Source organism: Anabaena sp. EIM26 (genome assembly GCF_057568715.1).
The window spans coordinates 2934469-2950014 of record NZ_CM172472.1; the positions used below are offsets into that span (position 1 = coordinate 2934469).

Annotated in this window: 14 protein-coding genes and 1 pseudogene; 9 read left to right on the plus strand and 6 right to left on the minus strand. The window is 40.6% G+C overall.

What is annotated here, in order from left to right; translation table 11 throughout:
- Positions 1-260 precede the first annotated feature (260 nt).
- From AC012T_RS12860 to AC012T_RS12870, 3 genes are all read right to left on the minus strand, one after another.
- Positions 261-3062 (minus strand): M16 family metallopeptidase, encoded by a 2802-nt coding sequence (locus AC012T_RS12860; RefSeq protein ID WP_487066285.1) that lies wholly within the window; start codon positions 3060-3062, stop codon positions 261-263.
- 213 nt (positions 3063-3275) lie between these two features.
- Positions 3276-3704, minus strand: a complete 429-nt coding sequence (locus AC012T_RS12865) for a VOC family protein (protein WP_438890030.1) — start codon at positions 3702-3704, stop codon at positions 3276-3278.
- A 178-nt stretch (positions 3705-3882) separates the two neighbouring features.
- A complete protein-coding gene (locus tag AC012T_RS12870; RefSeq protein WP_015214191.1) occupies positions 3883-4395 on the minus strand; it encodes a TIGR02652 family protein in 513 nt (170 codons plus the stop codon).
- Between the two features lie 329 nt (positions 4396-4724).
- Here AC012T_RS12870 and AC012T_RS12875 point away from each other — a divergent pair, with 329 nt between their 5' ends.
- From AC012T_RS12875 to AC012T_RS12885, 3 genes are all read left to right on the plus strand, one after another.
- The gene (locus AC012T_RS12875) at positions 4725-5246 is read left to right on the plus strand and encodes a gamma carbonic anhydrase family protein (protein ID WP_015214190.1); all 522 of its coding nucleotides are present in this window, start codon (positions 4725-4727) and stop codon (positions 5244-5246) included.
- Between the two features lie 240 nt (positions 5247-5486).
- The gene (locus tag AC012T_RS12880) at positions 5487-5612 is read left to right on the plus strand and encodes a photosystem II protein Y (protein ID WP_015214189.1); all 126 of its coding nucleotides are present in this window, start codon (positions 5487-5489) and stop codon (positions 5610-5612) included.
- A gap of 82 nt (positions 5613-5694) precedes the next feature.
- Positions 5695-7011, plus strand: a complete 1317-nt coding sequence (locus tag AC012T_RS12885; protein WP_487066288.1) for a bifunctional folylpolyglutamate synthase/dihydrofolate synthase — start codon at positions 5695-5697, stop codon at positions 7009-7011.
- A 187-nt stretch (positions 7012-7198) separates the two neighbouring features.
- Here the strand turns inward: AC012T_RS12885 and AC012T_RS12890 are convergent, their stop codons facing one another.
- Complete coding sequence (locus tag AC012T_RS12890; protein WP_487066290.1) at positions 7199-8497, minus strand: ABC transporter substrate-binding protein; 1299 nt, start codon at positions 8495-8497, stop codon at positions 7199-7201.
- 140 nt (positions 8498-8637) lie between these two features.
- On the opposite strand from AC012T_RS12890, the gene pilM reads away from it, so the two are divergent.
- The 6 genes and pseudogenes from pilM (at position 8638) to AC012T_RS12920 (ending at position 14594) form a co-directional block, all read left to right on the plus strand.
- Positions 8638-9753, plus strand: a complete 1116-nt coding sequence (gene pilM / locus AC012T_RS12895) for a type IV pilus assembly protein PilM (RefSeq protein WP_438890026.1) — start codon at positions 8638-8640, stop codon at positions 9751-9753.
- A 4-nt stretch (positions 9754-9757) separates the two neighbouring features.
- Entirely contained in the window at positions 9758-10534 is a 777-nt protein-coding gene (locus tag AC012T_RS12900) for a PilN domain-containing protein (RefSeq protein WP_487066292.1), read from the plus strand.
- Positions 10531-11304: a pilus assembly protein PilO gene (locus tag AC012T_RS12905; RefSeq protein ID WP_487066294.1), complete on the plus strand. Its 774-nt coding sequence runs from the start codon at positions 10531-10533 to the stop codon at positions 11302-11304. The genes AC012T_RS12900 and AC012T_RS12905 overlap by 4 nt, the downstream gene beginning before the upstream one ends.
- A 123-nt stretch (positions 11305-11427) precedes the next feature.
- A pseudogene (locus tag AC012T_RS12910) lies at positions 11428-13904 on the plus strand (AMIN domain-containing protein).
- Positions 13905-14062: 158 nt separating this feature from the next.
- Positions 14063-14377, plus strand: coding sequence for a BrnT family toxin (locus AC012T_RS12915; protein ID WP_487066296.1), 315 nt, complete (start codon positions 14063-14065; stop codon positions 14375-14377).
- Entirely contained in the window at positions 14343-14594 is a 252-nt protein-coding gene (locus AC012T_RS12920; protein WP_487066298.1) for a CopG family antitoxin, read from the plus strand. The genes AC012T_RS12915 and AC012T_RS12920 overlap by 35 nt, the downstream gene beginning before the upstream one ends.
- A gap of 20 nt (positions 14595-14614) precedes the next feature.
- Here the strand turns inward: AC012T_RS12920 and AC012T_RS12925 are convergent, their stop codons facing one another.
- Together AC012T_RS12925 and AC012T_RS12930 are read right to left on the minus strand one after the other, a co-directional pair.
- The gene (locus tag AC012T_RS12925; protein WP_487066300.1) at positions 14615-14947 is read right to left on the minus strand and encodes an element excision factor XisI family protein; all 333 of its coding nucleotides are present in this window, start codon (positions 14945-14947) and stop codon (positions 14615-14617) included.
- Positions 14938-15345 carry a XisH family protein gene (locus tag AC012T_RS12930; protein WP_487066302.1) on the minus strand — a complete coding sequence of 136 codons (408 nt, stop codon included), beginning with the start codon at positions 15343-15345 and terminating at the stop codon, positions 14938-14940. Before AC012T_RS12930 ends, AC012T_RS12925 begins: the two co-directional genes overlap by 10 nt.
- Positions 15346-15546: the final 201 nt, after the last annotated feature.

Consider the following 15546-nt stretch of genomic DNA (forward strand, 5'->3'; position numbering starts at 1 on the left):
ACTCGTTGAGGGAGGGAACAGGGAACAGAAAAATCAGTTGTGTAATTAATTCTGTCCCATTACTTATGTAGCTTGCTTTCCGAAGGGTAAACTAACTATTAGAACTTACGCAAAAAATCTCCCGAACCCTTATTCCTCCGTGTCCTCTGCGTCCTCTGCGGTTAGTTGTTCCGTAACTTGTGCGAAGCCCTAACTATATTAATAGCTTTAGCAACTTGTGCGAAGCCCTAACTATATTAATAGCTTTAGCCCGGAGTAACCTATCTATGCTCTGCCATTATTGCGGGGCCAGCTGTGACAACAACAATTTTATCAGGATTGAGTAACTCACGCGCTGCTTGATTAACTTCAGTAAGATTGACTTTCTGGATTTTTTGGACAAAAGAACGCAATTCTATCTCATCTAGTCCATAAACCTCATTCATCAGAATTCTATCTGTTAATTCCTCTGGTTTTGCTAGGGAAATATTATAGTTACTAATCAGGGTGCGTTTGGCAGTTTCTACTTCTAGTTCTGTAACACCTTGCTGATGCAGTTGTTTTAATAGTTTGCGGGTACTTGCGATCGCTTTATGAGTATATTCTGGACTGGTTTGCATTTCAATCAAAAACGTCCCAATATTCCTTCCCGCTTGGAAGTTGCTATAAATCCCGTAAGTTAAACCCAAGCGATCGCGCACTTCTGCTCCCAGTCTACTAGATAATGTATCCCCTCCCAAAATTTGGTTCAACACTAAAGCTTGATAAAAGCGTGGATCTTGGCGTTTAATACCTGTATAACCCATATAAGTCACAGCTTGGGATTTACCAGGCAGAACAGAATTAAAATTTACCCCCTTATCTGTCATCACCACTGTCGGATATTTTAATATTGGCGGTTTGCCTTTAACGTGCCAATCACCCATTTGAGTTTCTAAAAGCGATCGCACTTTCTCTACATCAAAATCACCCACCAATGTTAATACTGTAGTATCTGGACGATAATGTTTTTGCTTAAAAGCAATCACATCACCTCTATTAATATTCTGTATACTTTTTTCTGTCGGAAAATTATGCAATGGATGATTATACGGATAAATAGATTGAATTAATTTTCTATTAGCAACCTCGTCAGCATCATTCAAATCTGCATTTAACCCATTTAAAGCCTGTTGACGACTTCGTTCCAACTCATTTACAGGAAAAGTACTATTTTTGACAACATCCGTCATCGTCTCCAGTAAAACAGGCAAATCTTCCCTTAAACTCTTACCCTGGATACGCACACCTTCACGCTGCGCTGCAAAATTCAAACTCGCACCCCGTGCTTCTAAAGTTTTGGCAATAGTCAATGTATCCTTGGTTGTAGTCCCATTCATCAAATTATCTGCCACCAAAGAAGCTAAACCCGCTTTATCATCGGCATCAAATTCTTTACCAGCTTTAATGTAACCACTCAAACTCACTGTGGGACTACTTTGATCAGGTAAAAGTAACACCCGCAAACCATTGGTCAATGTTACCTTTTGTGGTAAATTTCGGTTTGAATTATTAGCAACAGCGATCGTATTTGGTAAATATTTCATCACCTCAGATGCAGCGACAGAAACCCCCGCAGAAAAATTTTCTGAAGTTGCTACTGGAGATGATTGAGTATCCCTATTCACTTCTTTTTGGGTTGGTTCAAAAAAACCAACTACCTGCGCTTCTGGTTTAAGATATTTATTGATTACAGATATAATATCAGCCGGCTTTACCTGGCGAACATTTTCTAAATACCGTTCTGTATAGCGATAATCACCACCAACTAGCTGATCATTAGCAAACTGCATAGCTTGGCTATTGATATCCCGACCATTCAAAATTACAGAAGCTGCTAATTGAGTTTTTGCCCGTTTAACCTGCTCTGATGTTACGCCAGTTTTTACCAGTTTCTCTAGCGAACTCTTCAAAACCGCATTAATTTTTTGTAAATCCTGATTTGGTGCAGCAGTCACCGATAAATCATACCATCCTGACTGCCGCAGACTAGCTACATGAGCCGAAACATTAATAGCTAAACCTGATTTAACTAAAACTTCATATAAATAAGAATTTTTTCCCGATGTTAAAATATAATCCATCACCCCTAAAACTGGCACATCTGGGTGATTTAAATTTGGAAGCGGATAAATTACTTGTAAAAGCTTCTCAACACCTGGTTCTTGTAACCAAATTGGAGAAGCAGAAATTTGGAGAGTCGGAGATTTGGGGATTTGGGGAGATTTTTGACTTTGGGGAATTTTGCCAAAAATACTTTTTACTACTTCTAGGGTTGGTGCAGTTGGGAAATCTCCGACTATCACCAGTATAGCACTATCAGGATTGTAAAATTGCTGATAGTATTCTCGCAGCTGCTCAACCGTTAATTTTTCTACATCAGCTTCAGTCCCACCTGTAGCTAAACCATAAGCATGATTAGGAAACACCGACTTCATGACAGCACGCTTAAGACGGTATTTTGGACTATTTTCATAGCCTTGCAACTCAGAAATTACTACCCGCTTTTCACTGGCTAATTGCTGGTTATCAATAAGCAAATTTTGCATCCTGTCTGCTTCCAGTTCTAGCAGCGCTTGGAGTTGATCACTTTCGGCTGTATTGTAATATGCAGTTTGTTCGTAACTGGTAAAAGCATTGGAATCACTACCCAAAGCACTAAACAACTGTCCAAATTGCAAAGGACGAATTTTTGTGCCTTTAAACATCATATGCTCTAACTGGTGAGCAATACCATTCATTCCCGGTGCTTCATTAACTGAACCAACTTTATACCACATCTGCACAGTTACAACTGGTGCATTATGTACTTCTTTAGTCAATACAGTTAAACCATTTTCTAGCACTGTCTGCATGACATTTTTTGTCAATGTCAGATTATTTGTTTTTGTGTCTACGAATATTTGCTGAGAATGTTCCCAGCTGGCACTCACTAATTTTTGGCTATCTGAAACAGTATGCTTCAACGAAAATGTGGCAATTAGCGATAAAATGAACAGTATTAAGGGAATACGATAACGATAAAATCCAGAAATCACAAACATATATTTATTTAGCCATAAGTAAATAAGACTACATTCTTTTTACCTATACATCTTTCGTTTAATCTTTCTGGAAAATTTTCAGAACAAAAAAAGATGAAAAAAAGGAGCATGGCTTAGTCCACACTGCGCTAACACGGATACCGAGTACTGAGTAAGAGAGATAATTCTAATTACCCATTACCCATTACCCATTACCCATTACCCATTACCAGACTAACCAAGTTTGTCCAAAAACCGAATAAACTCTAAAGGTAAGCCATCAGCATCAGCGATAAAAGCAACTTCCAAAATGCGATCGCCTATTTGCTGCTGAGTTGGTTCTAACAGGATTTGCAGGGGTTGCAACTCACTTACCATAGCTATTCGTGATTTTAAACTTTCCAACCAACTGTGTAAATCTGGTGCAATCTCAGTTAGATCAAAGGAAAGATGATAATAGCCCACATAATGCTCATCTGCAAAAGCATCAGGGGCTGGTTTGGGCTGGGGAATTTGGATTAATTCAATGCGGCTATCCAATCCTTCCAGCCAACAAGCTAAAGTATAACCTGTAGTGAAGCGATCGCCAACCGTAAATCCTAACTGCTCATAAAAAGCGATCGCTAGATGAATATTAGCAGTCCGAATAGAAGCATGATGCATAACGAGTAATGAGTAATGAGTAATGAGTAATGAGTAATAAAAATTACCTTACTAAAGTCTTGAACCAAGTAATACTCTTTGTAAACAAGTCAATGAAAACCTTTTACTAAGAGCAACTACTAATTATTATCATTCAGAACTTCACACTCGGTACTCAGTACTCAATACTCAGTACGCCCTACTCAAACAGTCTAAAGTAAGGATAACGCACAGGCACACCAGGCTCCTTGTCTAAATCAAAATTAATCACTTCCCAGCAAGGTTCCTTAGCCGGATCGGGGCCAAACTCTACTGGTAAGCCATACAAACGAGCCGGAGTAGCTTCTGGTTGTCCAGAACGCCAAGGACTACTGCGTTCCAAATATCCACTCATTAACTCCTGATAGCGTTGGGCAATAATCACCCTTGTAGCTCTATATCCTTGAGTATATAGCTTATCTAACGCTTCGTGAATTTCAAAGCGAATCCCATCAGGATGAGTATGTTGTCGATACCATTCACCATCCCACCTGCGCCAATGACGACCAGATTGGAGATGAACCAACTCACCTGTTTTTGGATTCGCTTCAAAAGCACCATGACGCGTACACAGATAGGTATCAGTTAGCGTCAGCGCGGGAATAGACTGGCGACAGTGAGGACACTGTATTTCAGGGCCAAATATCGGGTACTGCAAGCCTGGATTCATCATGAAGTGCATACAATCATAATTTTGTCTTCACCAGCACCAGTGGGTTTGATTTTACAGCTTGGTTCACCACTTTGAGTTACTTGCTCGTCACTGCATACCAAAAAGGTTGCAACCAGAGCAATTTTCAATATTACAACACGGCAGAAATAAAACTCTCAGTCAAGCATATGAGATTTCTGACTTTTGACTTTTGACTTTTAACTTCCGCCTTGCAGTACTAGTGCCTTCCTGAGCGTACAGAGCAAACGGCTGTGATATCCTGGTTGTGCAACCAGCCTCAAAGGTTGGAGTTTTTCCAGTGTTCCTGGGTACCATATCAATATTCTATCGTGTCTACTGTTTCCTACTGGACATCTCCCGATTTTTCTCAAGCTGCCTTTATCGCAACCAACGCCGTTGTTGTCGGCTCAGTCAACATCGCAGCAGGGGTAAGCATTTGGTATGGAGCAGTGGTTAGAGGAGATGTAGAACGCATTGAAATTGGCGAATGCACAAACATTCAGGATGGAGCCATCCTACATGGTGATCCTGGTTGTCCGACAATCCTAGAAGATCATGTTACCGTAGGACATCGTGCTGTGGTACATTCTGCCCACATTGAACGTGGGAGTTTAATTGGCATTGGCGCAATAATTTTAGGTGGAGTCAGAGTCGGTACAGGTAGCATCATTGGCGCTGGTGCAGTAGTCACCAAAGATATACCTCCATTTTCTCTAGTAGTAGGCATTCCAGCTAAAGTAGCACGTCAACTCACAGAAACTGAAGCCGCAGACCTCATCGAACACGCCGAAAAATACCACAAGTTAGCCCTAGTTCACGCCGGTAAAGGCACGGATATTGGTTTTAGGTAGGGAAGAGGGGGCAAGCTTGCCCTGAGTTTCGACTTGTCTTCGACACACTACGTGAACGCTCAACTACCGCGTAGTCGAAGGGGAGAATTATCTATAACCTTTTCCCAATGACCAATGACCAACGACCAACTTAATCATTCTTTACAATTAAGCTTGGAAAAATACCCCACTTCGGCTAAAAATAAAAATTGAGAGCTGTTGATAAAACTTTAATTTCTACTTAACAGAAGGATTCTAGATATGGACATGGATATGCGTGTAGTAATCGTTTTGGCACCAATCGCTATTGCTGCTGGTTGGGCTGTGTTTAACATCGGTGCTGCGGCTTTAAGACAAGTACAAAACTTCTTGAACAAAGAAGCATAATTAGTTAATTTAGGGAACAGGAAACAGGGAACAGGGAACAGAAAAAATATATACTGTCACCTGTCACCTGTCACCAATTCCTGTGAATATCGACTCTTTACTCCAACCCTTTCAACACTTTGGTGTCAATCTGGGACTTTCGCGCATTGTCAAATTATTAGATAATCTCGGTAATCCTCATCACCAAGTCCCTATAATTCATGTTGCTGGGACTAATGGCAAAGGTTCTGTTTGTGCTTATCTTTCCTCTGTACTTACTGAAGCTGGTTATCGGACAGGACGTTATACTTCACCCCATTTAGTAGATTGGACTGAACGCATTTGTATAAATGAACAGCCAATTGACACAGATTATCTTTATCAATTAATTCTAGAAGTCAAAGCTGCTATTGACTCGGAAGAAGAATCACCAACTCAGTTTGAAGTAATTACCGCAGCAGCTTGGTTATATTTTGCACAACAAAAAGTTGATATAGCAGTAATAGAAGTAGGACTAGGAGGGCGTTTGGATGCAACTAACGTCTGTTCTCAGCCATTGGTGACAATAATTACTTCTATAAGTCGGGAACACTGGCAGCAATTAGGCCCCACTGTTGCTGATATTGCTAGAGAAAAAGCTGGTATCATTAAACCTGGATGTCCTGTAGTAGTTGGGCCATTGCCACCGGACGCTCAAAAAATGGTGCGAACTGCTTGCAGCAGCGCTGAGTCTCAAGGAGACACACTGACGCAAAGGCCATCGCTTAATATAGAATTACAATGCCCTATCATCACACCTCAGCCCGGATTTCCCATAACAACAGATTGGGCAGAATATCAAAAAATTCTCACTCCAGGATTAATAAAATATCCCTTACCGCTACAGGGACAAATTCAATTAACTAATTCAGCTTTGGCTTTAGCCGCCTTGGAAATTTTGCAACAAAAAGGGTGGCAAATTTCGGAAACAGCCATAGTCAACGGCATGGGAAAAACTAAATGGCCAGGCCGAATGCAATGGATAACCTGGAAAAACGCTCATCAGAATTATCAACTATTAGTTGATGGCGCACATAACCCAGCCGCAGCAGAGGTTTTACGCAATTATGTAGATACTTTTAATGCCCAGAACATAACCTGGGTAATGGGAATGTTAGCGACTAAAGATCATGCTGATATTTTTCAAGCACTACTCAAAACAGAAGATAAATTATATTTAGTGCCAGTCCCAGATAGTAATTCAGCAAATCTTGAGAAATTAACAAATTTAGCTCATGAAATTTGCCCAGAATTAAGTTATTGCAGCACCTATCCAGATGTATTTTCTGCCTTAGATGCTGCTTTCACATCTACAGATAACCTAGTAGTTCTCTGTGGTTCCCTCTATCTAATTGGTCATTTTTTAGGTAATTCATCATAACAGCAGAATTCAGGAGTCAGGAGTTCGGAGTTCGGAGTTCGGAGTTCGGAGTCAGGAGTCAGGAGTCAGGAGTCAGGAGTCAGGAGTCAGAAGTCAGGAGTCAGGAGTAAAACTGGCTTGGTATCTGGTTTTGAATTTAGATTCCTTGTCTTATGTATCTGCATTCTGCTGTATTACCCATTACCAATCACCGATTATCCCACTGTTGCGCTGCATCTTCTACAGCTTTATCTACTGTTTTCTCCCCTAACATCGCCGCTTGTAAATTTTCGTAAATAGTTTTTTGCAAGAATTTAAAATCTTTCATTTTCGGGGTTAGCACCTCAGCTTTTTCCATCTGTTGGGCGCTGAGAAAGCGCCCCTTTTCTACAGTTGAAGCATTAGCTGGAACATTCTTAAAATAACTATCACCAAGCGCCTTAACGGTTGATGGTAAGACATTAGCGGATTTAGCAAATACTAGTTGATTTTCATCATTAGTCACAAATAAGGCAAATTTAACCGCTGCATCTGGATTTTTTGTAGCGCGGGGAATGACTATATTCATAACAGCTACATTTTTTTTGCCTGTATCACCAGTAATTTGTGGTGCGATCGCAGAAGCTTGAGCAATTTTTGGTGCATTATTAGATATCGTCTTCAGAAACTCAGGTCCAGAAGCTAACAGCGCTGTTTCTCCAGATTGGTATAAATCAACAGCATGACGGTGTCCCTGTGTCAATGACTCTTTAGGTAGTAATCCTTTTTTATATAAATCTACCCAATATTGAAACGCTGCTTTTCCTTGTGGGGAATTAAAACCTGCTTTACCCTCAGCATTTACTAAAGTGACACCCATTTGTACAAATGATTCCAACACTTCACCAGAATCTTGGGGTACAAAAGTTGCAAAAAATGCGTATTTACCCGTTTTATCTTTAATTTGTTGCGCCGTTTGCGCTAATTCTGCATAAGTTGCCGGAGCTTTGTTGATACCTGCTTGTTTTAATAAATCAGTGTTATAAATAGTTAACCTTGTGGTGAGATACCAAGGAATCCCAAAACTCTTGCCATTGAGGGTACTAGCTTGCCAAATATTAGGCAAATAGGAGGAACGAACTTCACTTGACACTTTTGCATCCAAATCTAACCAGGCATTTCGTCCTGCAAGTTGGGAAGCAAAATCTGGATTAAGGTTGACAACATCAGGTGGCGTTTTTGCGGAGACAGCTGTTAAAATCTTGTTCTCCATCGCCGACCAAGGTACATCCACCCATTTTACTTTGATACTAGGGTTTTGCGATTCAAAGCTCGCAATTAGGTTTTGAAAGTAGTCTGTAAATTGGGGTTGGAGTTGCATCGTCCAAAACTCAATGGTTGCGGCTTCTGAAGCAACTGGTTTTGTACTTGAGCTAAAGTTACCTGTGCTGCAACTTACAACCCAACTGGTAAGTAAGCCCAGCAGCGCCCAAACAGTTAGTTGTTTGAATTTTCGTGATTGAATCATCGTGGTAATATTTTTACGTTTGAAAGGTGTGCAAAACTTATGCAGAAATGTCGAGATTATAGGCTATATAGATTACTTGGTACTAAGTTTGCTTGGAACCAGATTTAAATTTTTCATTTAGTAGTCTAGTGGGTAAAACTGTGGTGAACGTTTTCAGTAAACTCAGTAATCTCCTTGGTAAATCTAATAAAGGAATTGGCATTGAGCTTGCACCAGAACGAATGAACATAGTTCAGTTACGTAAGCAACGCCAAGGCTTAAAACTAGAATCCTTGACAACGATACCAGTACCAGAGGGGTTAATTAGCGACGGACAAATTAACGATTCTCCAAGGATGGCAGAACTGATCCAGGAGGCATTGGCTGAAAGCAAAATTAAAGCTTCCCGCGTTGCTACTTGCATCCCAGGAAGAGACGCTATTGTGCGTGTCATTCCTGTGCCAGCAGAGTTGGATGATAAAGAATTGCGGGAGATGGTGCTGAACCATGAAGCCGCATTGTATCTGCCCTATCCACGAGAGGAAGCTGATGTAGATTATCAGAAACTGGGGTACTTTGTAGATGAGGATGGAATTGAAAAAGTACAGGTACTTTTGGTAGCTACTCGCAAGGAAGTAACAAATACCTATATTAATACTTTTGCTGAAGCAGGATTAAAGATTGATGTTTTAGAAATTAACAGCTTTGCACTCATTCGGACTATTCGTGATCAGTTGAGGCTATTCGGACCCCAAGAAGCAGCAGTATTAGTTGATATTGAGTTTGATAGTACTGAAATTGCCATTATTATCAATGGCGTACCGCAATTTTCGCGTACCGTCCCTATAGGTACATATCAATTGCAAGCTGCTTTATCAAGGGCAATGAATTTACCCACATCACGAGATATGGATATGTTGATGGGTATGACTATTCCTGCTAATCCTATGGATTTGGGCAGAACTGGGACTACAGGTGTTAATCCTGGTATGGGTCCGATGTTGAAAGTATTGGGAGAATTATCGGATGAATTGCGCCGATCTATAGATTTTTATATCAATCAGAGTGAAGGTTTAGAAGTGGCGCAGATTCTCCTAGCAGGTACAGGAGGAGGACTCCAACAGCTAGATGAGTTTTTTACTCAACGATTAGGTTTTCCAACTACCCAAATAGATCCAATCAGAGATTTGTCTTTGGAAGTAGAAGCTGAAAAATATCCATTGGTACAACGCCCTGGTTTGGGGATAGTACTGGGTTTAGGAATGCGGGAGGCATAACAACGTGTACAGTTTAGATATTAACTTTCTTAAAGACCGATCGCCTGTTGAAATCAATACAGAAAAACCCGTCAGACAGCCAATTAATCTGGGTGATTTGATGCCCGTGTATTTGGGAGTCGGTGTGGGTTTATGTTTCCCAGCTTTGGTATTTGGTGGTTTGTTGTTTTTACAAGCCAAAACAGATGAATTAACCCAGGCAATCCAAAAACTAGATCTGGAAAATAAGGAGTTAGACGGTAGAATAGCCAACATTAAGAAAGTCCAGGATGAAACCACAAATATTAAAGTGCAAACACAAGCTTTAGTGACTGTGTTTGATCAAATTCGTCCTTGGTCTGCCATGTTACAAGATTTGCGCGATCGCATTCCCGCGAATGTGCAGATTGAAAATATCAAGCAAACTCCCGGTGTTATCCAAGCACAGGGTAAAACACCTAGCAATCCCTCTGGCAGCCTAGAAATTAGCGGTTTTGCTCGCTCTTTTAACGATGTCAACGATTTTGTATTGAGTCTTGGACAATCCAAATTCTTGGATGCTTCAAACAGCAAAATTAGTACAGCAGAGTTAATTGATGCACCTTCACAAACAGGTGCTATTCAACCTGAAGGGCAAGGTGAGGAGAAAGTCAAACCAATTCAAGTGGTGAAATACACCATTAAAGCTGGTCTAAGTAATGTACCAGCATCTGAATTAATTCGTGAATTAGAGCAAAAAGGCACAGTCGGACTAGTGACTAGGCTTCGTAGCATCCAAAAAACAGGAGCCATTACCAAATGACACTGAGTGATGATTTAAGTTTTTCACAACACGCTAACAATTTTGATGATGCCCCATCATCCTATCCCATTGCTTTTGGTATTACTTTCACACCACCAATTATTGGTGGAGTAGTTGGAGTCATGGGGGTTCTCGCGGCTGGTTATATGATACTGAACATGGTTATGCCTGCATGGGATACCTATCAGCAGAAACAAACAGAAAGTAACACACTCCAAGGACAAGTTGACCAAAAGAGACTTCAAGCCAAACAAATTGACAATGTATTAGCAGAGTTAGCCCAAGCCAAGGAGCAACAAATCCAAGTCTTAGCGTTATTTGCTAATGAGAAAAGTTTAGGCACATTGTTGATGGATACCAATCGCTTGGTCGAGTCTAGCAATGGTCAAGGCACTGGAAATAACGTCAGAGCCAAACTCAAAAAGTTTGTACCATCTGGAGAAGAAGCACAAATAGTTACTGATAGCAGTCTTGGAGAAAAAGTCAACAATAAACTCAAAAGCAGCATTATCAAAGTTGATATTGAAGGCACTTTTGAGCAAACGCAATCAATTATGCGTAATATTGAACGTTTACAGCCTTTATTGCTAGTCAAAAACTATAACTCTAAATTAGTGCTACCAGAAGCAGAAACTGTAAATGGAAAACAGAAAATAGTTCAGACTGGCCCAGCTAAACTGGGTACTTCCTTTGAATTAGAGGCATTAATGCCATTAACAGCAGAAGAAGCCGCAGAAGCAACAGCAAAAGCGGCTCCACCTAAACCCTAACCATCCAAATGACTGAGTGCTGATTTGTATAAATGCAAATTTAATGCACGAAAGGTTACTTCTAGATGGTTAGTTAACAAGTAGACATACAGACTGGTTTTTATTTAATGTGAGGAATGAACTGTGAAACAGGTTCATAGTAATGCTTTAATTTCAAGTGTGACTGCTTGTGTAATCTTAGCAGCGCAGCCAGTTTTGGCTCAGACAACTCAAATTACTGAAGTGCAACTAAATCCTGCTGATGGGGGAATTAGTGTTATTTTAAAGACTTCCTCTGGTGACAAGCCTCAGGTTTTTACCACCAAGAGGGATAAAGCCCTAGTCGCAGATATTATTAATACCCAATTGCGTTTACCTCAGGGTAAAAGTTTCCGACAAGAAAACCCAGCACCGGGAATTGTCTCAGTTGAGGTTAATCAGTTAGATGCTAATAGTGTGCGGGTGACAGTGACAGGTAGTGATAATGCCCCCACTGGTAAGCCTGTAGTCCGACAAAATAACGGTCTTACTCTTAGCTTTACACCCAGCACAGACGCAACTGCATCAGTACCCACAACACCAAATACAGAAATATCATCAGCAGCAACTCCATCTGAACCTGGTAAAAAGATAGAGGTGCTAGTACCCAATCCAGAAGTATCTATTGACGGACAACCGGCAAAGCAGCCGGTCCTAATCAACCTTATAACCAAGCTCCTCCTTTCTTACCTAGAGCAGTTGCCCCACCAGTTGGAGATATTACTCAATCTAACACTGATACTTCTCCTACCGTGATTGATTTAGGCTCTCAAGAACGGGTTCCGCGTCTAGTGTTGCGAGATGCACCAGTTAGGGAAGTTTTATCACTGCTAGCTCGTGCTGCTGGTCTTAACCTAGCTTTTGTCGGTAGCGAAGGCGCAGCAGCGCCACCTGCGGGAGGTCAGCCAGGTGCTACAGCAAGTAGCCAATCTATTTCCCTAGACATAGAAAACGAGCCTGTGCAAGATGTATTTAACTACGTTTTGCGCTTAAGTGGTTTAGACGCAAACCGCAGTGGTAGAACAATTTTTGTCGGTACTAAACTGCCTAATACCACCCGTGATATTGTGATGCGGAGTCTGCGACTAAATCAGGTGCCTGTAGACACTGCTTTGAGTTTTTTGGTAGGAATGGGAGCAGAAGCGGCTATTGGTAAAGAAAGACAGGTGACTACTGTTGATGCTGTAGCTGTAGGTGGTGGATCTGCTGAGGCAGTTAAGCAAACTCAAACAACTACAGAACTAAAAATAGAGACTCTGAGAGCTAAATTTGAAGATTCAACCCCTTTGCTTAGAGGTTTGCAGGCTTTGGGTGATACACGTACAAATTCTATCACCTTGACTGGTTCTCCAAAACTAGTTGAGATGGCGACAACTCAATTGACTCAACTTGATATCCGCCGTCGTCAAGCAGTGGTTAATGTCAAGATCATTGATGTTAACCTATCGGGCGCTCAAGACTACAATACTAGTTTTTCTTTTGGCATTGGTAATAACTATTTTTCAGTTGATGGTGGTGCAGCCAGTTTCAATTTTGGCGGTTCTAGACCAGCTACTAGTACTGAAGTTGCAAATAGTGTGACTAGTACACCAACCATCACTAATCCAATTACAGGAACGCCTTTTTTAAGCCCCACTGAGGCTACAACAATAACTAGTGTTAGACAAAACACAACAATAATTAACCAATCTGCACAAACACGAATTATACAAGGGCAAACAGTTCCTCCAGGTGGCATTATCACCTTAGCTGGATCTGGTTTAACAACACCTCAGGCTATTTCGCCAGCATCCTCAAACGCATTATCAACGGGCATAACAGATATTACCCAACCGACGGATAACATTATCACTATAAACGCTGATGGAACTACAAGCGTATCTCAAGGTACTACAGGTACGGTAACAAATGCTCTCACTTCTCTATACCAGTTCCCCAAAAGACTTCTTGCTAGTTTGCAAGCTCAGGTGACAAGCGGTAACGCCAAAATTTTGACTGATCCAAGCCTAATTGTCCAAGAAGGTTCGACGGCTAACGTCAAACTAACGCAGGAAGTTGTAGGTAACATCACGAACACAACAACTAGTGGTAATAATATTTCTACCCAAACGGTGACGGCAGAGAAAACAGACGTAGGTTTAACCCTTGCTGTCAAGATTGATAGAATTGATGACAATGGTTTTGTTTCTCTATCAGTAGCTCCTGTTGTTAAAGCACCTCAATCTTCTGCTGTGATCAATGTTGGGGGTAATAGCCAAACTATCTTCCTGGTATCTGAACGTTCTCTAAATTCTGGCACAATTCGTCTACGAGATGGTCAAACCCTGATTCTCTCCGGTATTATTCAAGACCAAGATCGGACAACTATCACCAAGCTTCCTATTTTAGGTGATATTCCCCTCATTGGTTCACTGTTTAGAAGAACAAACAGAATCAATGAACGCAGAGAGGTGATTGTGTTGCTCACACCGCAAGTTATGGATGACTCTGAGCGTTCTGCTTACGGTTATAACTACACTCCTAGTCCACAGGTACGGCAAATCCTGGAACGTCGTGGTTTGCAGGTTCCTGGTAGACAGTAGGCTGTGCAGATACCCTGCTTATATAAAAAGTTGGGTATCGCAGATAATATGAATAGACATAGAAGTGAAAAAGATTGTAGAGACGTTCCATGGAACGTCTCTACAAGAGATTATAAAAAATTTTCACATTTGTATATACAAATGTCATTTTTGTTGTTATGATCGAAAGCGTAAATGGCTTTGATTGGGATGAAGGGAACTCTGCAAAATGTTGGAATCGAGTTTCTCAAGAAGAAATTGAGTATTTATTTCATCAAAACGATATTCTGATTACACCAGATATCAGGCATTCTGAAGATGAAGATAGATATCTTGCGATAGGAATTTTCTATAAAGAAAAGCACATTTTTGTAGCCTTTACCTTCCGTAATCACCAAGAACAAACACTAATTAGACCAATCAGTGCCAGATATATGCACGAAAAAGAGGTACGTTCCTATGAAGAAAACTTTCCCAAGAGTCAAAACGGATGAAGAAATAGAATCACTCTTAGAAGAGGATTTATCAGAATACCTTCATCCTGGAAATTTTCAACCTGTAACTTTTGAATTTCAGCCTAAAAACAAAAGTGTCAATGTGAGAATTTCTGAGGAAATGCTAGAAGCGGTTAAGAAGGTTTCAAAAAAAGAGGGTATCCCCTATCAACGCTACATTAGACGAGCAATAGAAAGATCATTAGGTGCTGAATAATTTCTGTATTTCATACAACATTAATGTGCAGCAAATTCTGTAAATTCCCGCATATCAGGAGAGTGAAATGCTAAGACTATACTTTCTTTGGGTACACCTTGTTCAAGTAGTAGTGTAGCAATTCCTACTTCAGTGCCATCATGCTGTATCCAGATTTTGCCGTCTTTGATATCAATATGCATACTACATCCATGAGTGCGATTATTTCCACGCCAACCGGTATGAAGTAGAAGATAGTGGTCGTGTTGGGTATCTATAACCGCTTGTGCTTCAATTTCTTCTGGCGAAAATCGCTTTTTCGCTCTTTCTAAAATTAAATTCTGAATTATTTGGCGATACTCTTCTACTGCCATTGCACAATTCTCTCCTGTTTTGGCTCATAAACGAGTAGATTAATTCGATTTCTCGCAATTACTGACCGTGTAAAACGACGCTGAAAGAATGATTTATAAACTGATTCGGGTATTGCTAGATATAGTTTTCGTTGCGGATCAAATTCTTCAAGAGCAAACTCGTAGTTAAGAAACTGCCCAAGAGCAGTATGAAATTCGGAAACATTGGAAGCACCAATAAAGCTTTTGATTTCGACAGCGATCTTTTCATCTGCTCTTTCAGCAGCTAACATCTGTGCTGCTAAGTCAATTTCAAAGTCTACATCCCCAACGCTTACTTCATAAGGGTCAGCAGTGATTATCCATCCTTCTTTCTCCAGAGCAGTTCTGACTGCATTGTGAAAGCGATCCTTCGCCATGTAAAATTTCCTGACTCTTAACCTTAAAACATTAGTACCATTTTAACTCTAAGGAAAAAAATAACTTTTATTTATTCCCATTCCCCAGTACCCAGTTGCCACTAAGTATATATTCCTAAAAATGGTGTGTTTCCAGGGCAACAATGAGGCAAAAAACACAAAAAATCCTGAAATCTATATAAATTAATGCTTTCATGTGTT

Bases quoted from the DNA above. Each gene is read 5' to 3' on its own strand.
- AC012T_RS12860 (WP_487066285.1), bottom strand. From the start codon at position 3,062: ATGTTTGTGATTTCTGGATTTTATCGTTATCGTATTCCCTTAATACTG.
- AC012T_RS12865 (WP_438890030.1), bottom strand. From the start codon at position 3,704: ATGCATCATGCTTCTATTCGGACTGCTAATATTCATCTAGCGATCGCT.
- AC012T_RS12870 (WP_015214191.1), bottom strand. From the start codon at position 4,395: ATGATGAATCCAGGCTTGCAGTACCCGATATTTGGCCCTGAAATACAG.
- AC012T_RS12880 (WP_015214189.1), top strand. From the start codon at position 5,487: ATGGACATGGATATGCGTGTAGTAATCGTTTTGGCACCAATCGCTATT.
- AC012T_RS12890 (WP_487066290.1), bottom strand. From the start codon at position 8,497: ATGATTCAATCACGAAAATTCAAACAACTAACTGTTTGGGCGCTGCTG.
- AC012T_RS12905 (WP_487066294.1), top strand. From the start codon at position 10,531: ATGACACTGAGTGATGATTTAAGTTTTTCACAACACGCTAACAATTTT.
- AC012T_RS12915 (WP_487066296.1), top strand. From the start codon at position 14,063: ATGATCGAAAGCGTAAATGGCTTTGATTGGGATGAAGGGAACTCTGCA.
- AC012T_RS12920 (WP_487066298.1), top strand. From the start codon at position 14,343: ATGAAGAAAACTTTCCCAAGAGTCAAAACGGATGAAGAAATAGAATCA.
- AC012T_RS12925 (WP_487066300.1), bottom strand. From the start codon at position 14,947: ATGGCAGTAGAAGAGTATCGCCAAATAATTCAGAATTTAATTTTAGAA.
- AC012T_RS12930 (WP_487066302.1), bottom strand. From the start codon at position 15,345: ATGGCGAAGGATCGCTTTCACAATGCAGTCAGAACTGCTCTGGAGAAA.